We start from the raw sequence: 5,601 nt of genomic DNA, 5'->3' as shown, positions 1-5,601 counted from the left end.
TCACTGCCCATAGTTCGTCGTCCACGATCCACGGCCGCTTCCTCACGCCATCACGAACGGCCGGAACACCGCCCACGTCACGGCCGACCAGCCACGATCAACAAGATCGTGTTACGAGCTCTACGGCAACTGCGACAGCACGAGCCACGGTGCGCTTCACGAACCCTCTTCCCATGGGCAGCGATAAAAACCACCGGAAGCCTTACCTTCAGACAGACCGGGAAACGCCCGCCAACCCAACGAGTGAACACACCGGCGCGACCGGTTGAACCCGCCTCCGTAAGCGCGAGGACCCGCCCTGCCCAAACGCCGGAGTGACCCGCCATGCAGCACCCGCCCCGCCGGAACCGGCGCGAGTGCACCGGAGCCGAGCGCCGCGACGTCCTGCGCGTGCTCGCCAGCGCCGGCCGCGGAACCCTCACTCGCGCCGAGGCCACCCGGATCACGCAGCCTGAGCGGTCTGACAACGTGTGCGCGAACCCGGGGGGTGCCCGGTCGACGCCTGGCCGTCTTTGGCCGGGCGGTTCTCCGGGGGAACGGGCTGTGAGGGTGGCGTGCGGGCGCTGGAGGACACCTCTCAGCAACTGTCCTTCAGCTCTGGCCCAGAGGTGCCCACGATTGGATGATCTGTTAGGTGGGGGCTGGCCGGACGGCAGGCGGACCGCCCACTCGGCCCCTTCTGGGGCGTCTCTTTCAGGAAGGCGTTGCCAGCAAGGGTGCAACATCGTTGTCAGGACATGGTCTCTTCCAGGACGACAGCACTGGCAATTATCACGGCAATGAGCGGTATGGAGCTAGTGACCGCGGCGCCCGCATCCGCCGGCGGTGTCGTAGACATCCTGTCTCCGACATTCGGCAACAATTGCGCCAACCATCAAGGTTCCCGTACTAACGGTGTCACCACAGCCGGAACCGGAACAGCTACCGGCAATCTAGTCGGGCTCCCTGTCGCGAGCCCCCTCAACCAATGTGGCGGTGCTGACCCTCTGCCGTTCTTCCTGGAGAAGCCAATCAACGGCGGACCTGCAATCTGGAACAGCATTGTTCATGCGTCGGATGACCTCGTATAAATTTGAGCTCGTGCGTGGTTGGCTGCAGCACTGGATCGTGGCCAATGACCATCTTGGTGGTGACGGGGAACGAGCCACGTACAGCGATCAGCGGGTCGGTAGGCAAGGGCCGGTCCGGGGAGCCTGCCGCTGGAGGACCGCGTCCGGCTGATCGCCGCCTGCTGGCGGACGCAGTCACCCTGCGGCAAGTCAGGTGCCGGCCTCATCTCTTCGTGCACTGCCGAGCAACCAGCTCCTCAGCGGTCGAGATCCCCGAATGATGGGAAGGTCAGCCATCGGCAGGATGCGGCTTCTTCGCCCAGCTCTCAGCACCTGCCACCCCACGGGTGAGGCGTCGGGTCATGAGGGTGATGAATGCCCCGATCAAGTGGGCTTCGGAGCGATGGGCAAGACGTTCGCAGTTGCGGCAGTTGCGGCGGGCGTTCATGATCCAGCCGATCAAGCGCTCACCCTCCCACCGGCGGGGGGAGAGGACGACGAAGCCGCGTGCGCCCCGGGGCCGTAGCACCGGTCGCATAGACATCCACAGATGGCATCCGGTCCAGGCGGAGCAGCAGGTCACGGGCATAGACGGAGTCCGTCGTCGTCCCGATCGCACACCCCCGGTCCCTCGCCGGAATCGGGGGCATGCGATCGGCCCGCGGCGTTTGGCCGTGAGAAGTCATGCACCAGACTACGCACAGCCCCCGAAGAAGGGGACGACGCGGACGGCTTCACGTCGTCCGTTTCTTTCCACGAACTGGTACGTAACGGGGTCGCCCGCGTTCAGGCCCACGAGCCCCCCACCCTCGATCACCGAGTAGTGGAAGTACACGTCGCCGCTCCCGTCACACGGCTCGATGAAACCGTGGCCCCTTTCAGCGTCAAACCACTTCACCGTGCCGAAATGGTCCACGGCGCGTTGGTCCTGCGATCGACTGACGGCCGTCTGCCCGGCATCGGCTTGGGCCGGCAGGGAGACGCCCATCACGGCAACAAGTGCGAGGACAGGCGCACACACCAGGGCAACGGGCCACGGCAGCCGACCACGCCGGGAAAACTGAACGCGCAACATGAACTACCTCTTCCAGGACACGAGTTGGGCTCAGTGGGTACCTTTCCTGGCCGAATATCGTTACTCGCGACGTCACCTGTGCGGGTGGTAGATCGGCTCGCCGTTCGACGCGCCCGGCTTACTCTCGCGCACTCCATGTAAGGACACGACCCACTCCACGCGCCCTACGCGTCGAAAGTACGGCAGCCCATCTGGTGCTGTCCGTCACTCCTGGATAGCCAGCGGCTCACACGTATTTGCCGAGGCCGCTGAGGCGCGCCGAACCGGGCGTCTGCAAGGCCCTGGCCAGCGGCGCGGCCCTCTCCACCTGACCGTGCTCGTCGACTCGCCCCGTCCACGGCCACGACCTACGCGGCCCTCAGCCCTGGCCCCGGCCCCTTCCTCGGAACTGGTCTCGTCCCCGGCTCTACGCGGACGCGGAGGCGGACTATGCCGCGAAGCCAACCCCGATATTGACGTCCAACAGACGGTCTGGCGCTGCATTGGAACCGGAACTGGCCCCGCCCTCTTCGTCTACCGTGCCGCCAACCGCGAACTTGAAACTCTTGACGTCAATCCCCTGGCCTGGCGCGACTGCGACCCTGACGTCAATGTCGGCTGCGGCGGCGGGCACTGCTGCGGCAGCGGCCAGCACCATGACAGTCGAAGACAAACCGCAAACGATCAGGCCCTTCAGTACCTTTCGCATCTGCATTCCCTCCCTGGGCGGTGGCTGGAGCACGTCATCCCTCTTCCCTCTTCAAGAGGATGAACCGGCATCACGATGGCGAATCGGAATGTGAAGGGGCGGTAGATGCGTGATAGGGGCGCATGAGAGCCGTTTCGGTCATCTTGTGAGCTGTTACTTGCTTTGAAAGCGTGATGTCGTCATGGTGGGGCAAGCACGAGTCCAGCTCCGGTGAGGCAGCCGTCGAGGACGTCGTGGCGGTACTGGAGCTGGCGTAGCCCCCACTGGACTGCGGTGTCTTGTGGGTCGGCGAAGGCTCGGTTGGCGTATAGGTGCGTCGCAGTACCGACCAGGTTCCCCTGCACCGGTTGGGGTTCGGGGTGTTGGGCCGAAGTCGGCAGGCGGTGAGCCAGTCGCGTTCGGTGATGTAGCTGCGCATCCCGGCCGTCAGGTGGGGGTGAAGTCGATCCGGGGCGCGATGCCGGTCTCATCGACCGGCCCGCTTCCCCGGACCGCTTCCCGCACCCGGCGTGCCCGTTTCCGAGTACCGGGCGCTCCACAAGTCCTGTTTCAGACTCGTGCTGGTTTCCTCATTCCAGTGAGATCCAGACCCATACCGGCAGAATAGACAGGGACACACACAGCAAGCCGAGGCGGGGCGGCAGTGAGTCGGCTACCAGCGCGTCCAGGGCCGCCCGCTGGCTGGTGCCGAGCCGTTCGGCCCGGCGTCGTCATTTCGAGTGACAGGCGCGTAATGAGGTCAAGTCACGGGCAGTTACTACGCGTTTCATCCGCGCACTGAGAAGATATACGAAGGAGACTGGTGTGGAAGTTCTCAATACTGTCTCGTACGTGGTTGGTCTAGGGCTCCTTGCCCTGCGCCAGCTTGGGCTCCTGGGGCTTCTTGGATAGAAGGCTTTGCTTGTATGAGTGGTCACACCCTGGAAAAACGGGACTCGATGAATGCCCAGAGCTCTAGCGGCAAGAACGCGAAGAATGCGCCGTCAACAGCGATGGCCAGAGGCCGTGCTGATGATCCGCGCGCTCGGGGGCAGTACTGAGGGCCGGAGGGGGATCAACTGTCGGCGGGCTGCGGCCCCTTCGTCCAGCGCGGGGTGTGGTGCCCTTTTCGGGTCAGGCGCCTGGTCACGAGGGTGATGAACGCCCAGTTCAGACACGGAGCGCCGGGCGTCCATCGCCTCACGCAGCCCGGCTGTCATCCCGGGCGCGGGCCGCGGTGAGCGGCGGCCGCACCGGTTCGATGGCCGCTGCCGGAATTAGAGTTCAATTGAGTTCAATATACTGCGCAACCATCCCCATCTCGACGTGAAATTCGATATGCCCGACGGGGTCGGGCTGTGCCTGTGCCGGTGCAGCAAGGGCTGTGCCCCCCAGGGAGAACAGAGCAGCTGCCAGCACAGTGGCGAGGATGCGACGGGTGGTGTTCACCAGATACCTCCGAGGCGGGGACAGGCAGCGGATCTCACATCGACCCTCGGATAAGTACCCAGCGACCCTCGGATAAGTACCCAGCCTGCCGGGCTATCACCCGTTTGCTGCGGTGTGCCCGCGGAGTGGTGGGCTTCTTCGTTCCGGGCATCGCGGCGACTCTTTCCCTTCTGAACATCACGCCGGTGTGTGGGCGTGCTTGCGCGGCTTCACTGGTCCTCGACCGGGGCCGCCGTGACGCCATCCGACGACATCTTCTCCCGCACGGTGAGGATCCGCAGTGCCCTGTCCGGCCGGAACGCCATCGCTTGTCACCGTCAAGCAACGACCTGTCACCAGCCCCGCCATGTCGAGTCTCCCTGCTGCCGTCACGTACACCAGCCGCAGGCGGCCAGGGCGCGCCGGGCGTTGCCGGGGGCCATGTATTGGGGGAGGAGCGCGGGTTCGACCCAGCGGACGCCGGTGACTTCCCGTTCTGGCACATGGATCCGGGCGAGGTCGTTCTCGGCCAAGGTCTCGCCGTCGAATACGTAGATGGTCTCGCCGGGGAACCCCTGTGGGTAGCCGGGGGCGTCGGGCGGCACCCAGTCAACGGCCAGGGGGCGGGAGAAACGGCGGGTGAGGCCGAGCTCCTCGCGGACCTCGCGCGCGACGGCCAGGGAGGGTGCCTCGCCGCAGTCGATGGCCCCGCCGGGAAGCAGGCACACTCGGCGGTAGGCGACGTCCTCGAGGAGCACGCGGCCGCGGTCATCGGTGAACAGGGCTGATACGCCGCTCCACAGCACGCTGCGGCCGGCCACCTACTGCGCATCGGTCATTCTGGGCGCCAACGGGCCGGCGTTCTCGTCGGAGTCCCGGTTGGACTGGGCCATGGGCGAAGTCCCTTCGGTCCGTTGGGCGTCATGCCCAGCAGGGTGATGGCTGTCAGGGGTTGTGGGGGAGGGCGTGCAGGAGCGCGGCCGCGCCTCGTGGCGGCGCGGGGGCTCACGGCGTCGGCCTGATGCACCGCGCCGGTGGCCTGGGTGCGGATGGCGGTGTGGCCGTCCCGGGCGAACATCACGGCGTGGACGGTCGTCTCGCCGGTGAGGGTGGCGTGGACGGAGGCCGCGGTCTGGCATGATGTAGGTTCCGCGACTTCGTGAGCACTGACTCCTGCGGAAACACCGGAATCCGGGCCTCGTGAGCACTGAGCTCTTTCAGCGTTGCCGCTCCAGGGTGAGGACGGCTCGGGCGATTGCCGACATTCGATTTGGGCTGCACCGGGCTCTGCGGAAGATCCGCCAGGACTTCAGACGGGCCACGCCTCGCTCGACCGGTGCCCGCGCTGCCGAGAGTGCGCGGTTGACCGTGCGTTGGGTCGG

Annotated in this window: 7 protein-coding genes; 1 reads left to right on the top strand and 6 read right to left on the bottom strand. The window is 65.9% G+C overall.

The window, feature by feature from the left end:
* Window positions 1-737 precede the first annotated feature (737 nt).
* Complete coding sequence (locus HN013_RS34290) at window positions 738-1,070, top strand: chaplin family protein (RefSeq protein WP_398981237.1); 333 nt, start codon at window positions 738-740, stop codon at window positions 1,068-1,070.
* Window positions 1,071-1,338: 268 nt separating this feature from the next.
* Here the strand turns inward: HN013_RS34290 and HN013_RS32055 are convergent, their stop codons facing one another.
* The 6 genes from HN013_RS32055 to HN013_RS32030 form a co-directional block, all read right to left on the bottom strand.
* The gene (locus tag HN013_RS32055; RefSeq protein ID WP_171172516.1) at window positions 1,339-1,512 is read right to left on the bottom strand and encodes a hypothetical protein; all 174 of its coding nucleotides are present in this window, start codon (window positions 1,510-1,512) and stop codon (window positions 1,339-1,341) included.
* Between the two features lie 231 nt (window positions 1,513-1,743).
* Entirely contained in the window at window positions 1,744-2,124 is a 381-nt protein-coding gene (locus HN013_RS34285) for a cold shock domain-containing protein (protein ID WP_398981234.1), read from the bottom strand.
* A gap of 427 nt (window positions 2,125-2,551) precedes the next feature.
* Entirely contained in the window at window positions 2,552-2,812 is a 261-nt protein-coding gene (locus HN013_RS32045; protein ID WP_171172514.1) for a hypothetical protein, read from the bottom strand.
* A 1,263-nt stretch (window positions 2,813-4,075) separates the two neighbouring features.
* Entirely contained in the window at window positions 4,076-4,240 is a 165-nt protein-coding gene (locus HN013_RS32040; RefSeq protein ID WP_171172512.1) for a hypothetical protein, read from the bottom strand.
* Between the two features lie 368 nt (window positions 4,241-4,608).
* Window positions 4,609-5,040 (bottom strand): NUDIX hydrolase, encoded by a 432-nt coding sequence (locus tag HN013_RS32035; protein WP_171172510.1) that lies wholly within the window; start codon window positions 5,038-5,040, stop codon window positions 4,609-4,611.
* A gap of 396 nt (window positions 5,041-5,436) precedes the next feature.
* Window positions 5,437-5,601 (bottom strand): transposase family protein (locus HN013_RS32030; RefSeq protein ID WP_249375694.1); only part of this gene is annotated, 165 nt, incomplete at its 5' end.

Origin of the sequence: Streptomyces sp. I05A-00742 (genome assembly GCF_013055795.1) — a bacterium.
Taxonomy (GTDB): domain Bacteria; phylum Actinomycetota; class Actinomycetes; order Streptomycetales; family Streptomycetaceae; genus Streptomyces.
This window is presented reverse-complemented; position numbering and strand designations above follow the sequence as displayed.

What these genes read in the sequence shown, in the direction of transcription:
- HN013_RS32045 (WP_171172514.1), bottom strand. Translation starts at nt 2,812, where the DNA reads ATGCGAAAGGTACTGAAGGGCCTGATCGTTTGCGGTTTGTCTTCGACT.
- HN013_RS34290 (WP_398981237.1), top strand. Translation starts at nt 738, where the DNA reads ATGGTCTCTTCCAGGACGACAGCACTGGCAATTATCACGGCAATGAGC.
- HN013_RS34285 (WP_398981234.1), bottom strand. Translation starts at nt 2,124, where the DNA reads ATGTTGCGCGTTCAGTTTTCCCGGCGTGGTCGGCTGCCGTGGCCCGTT.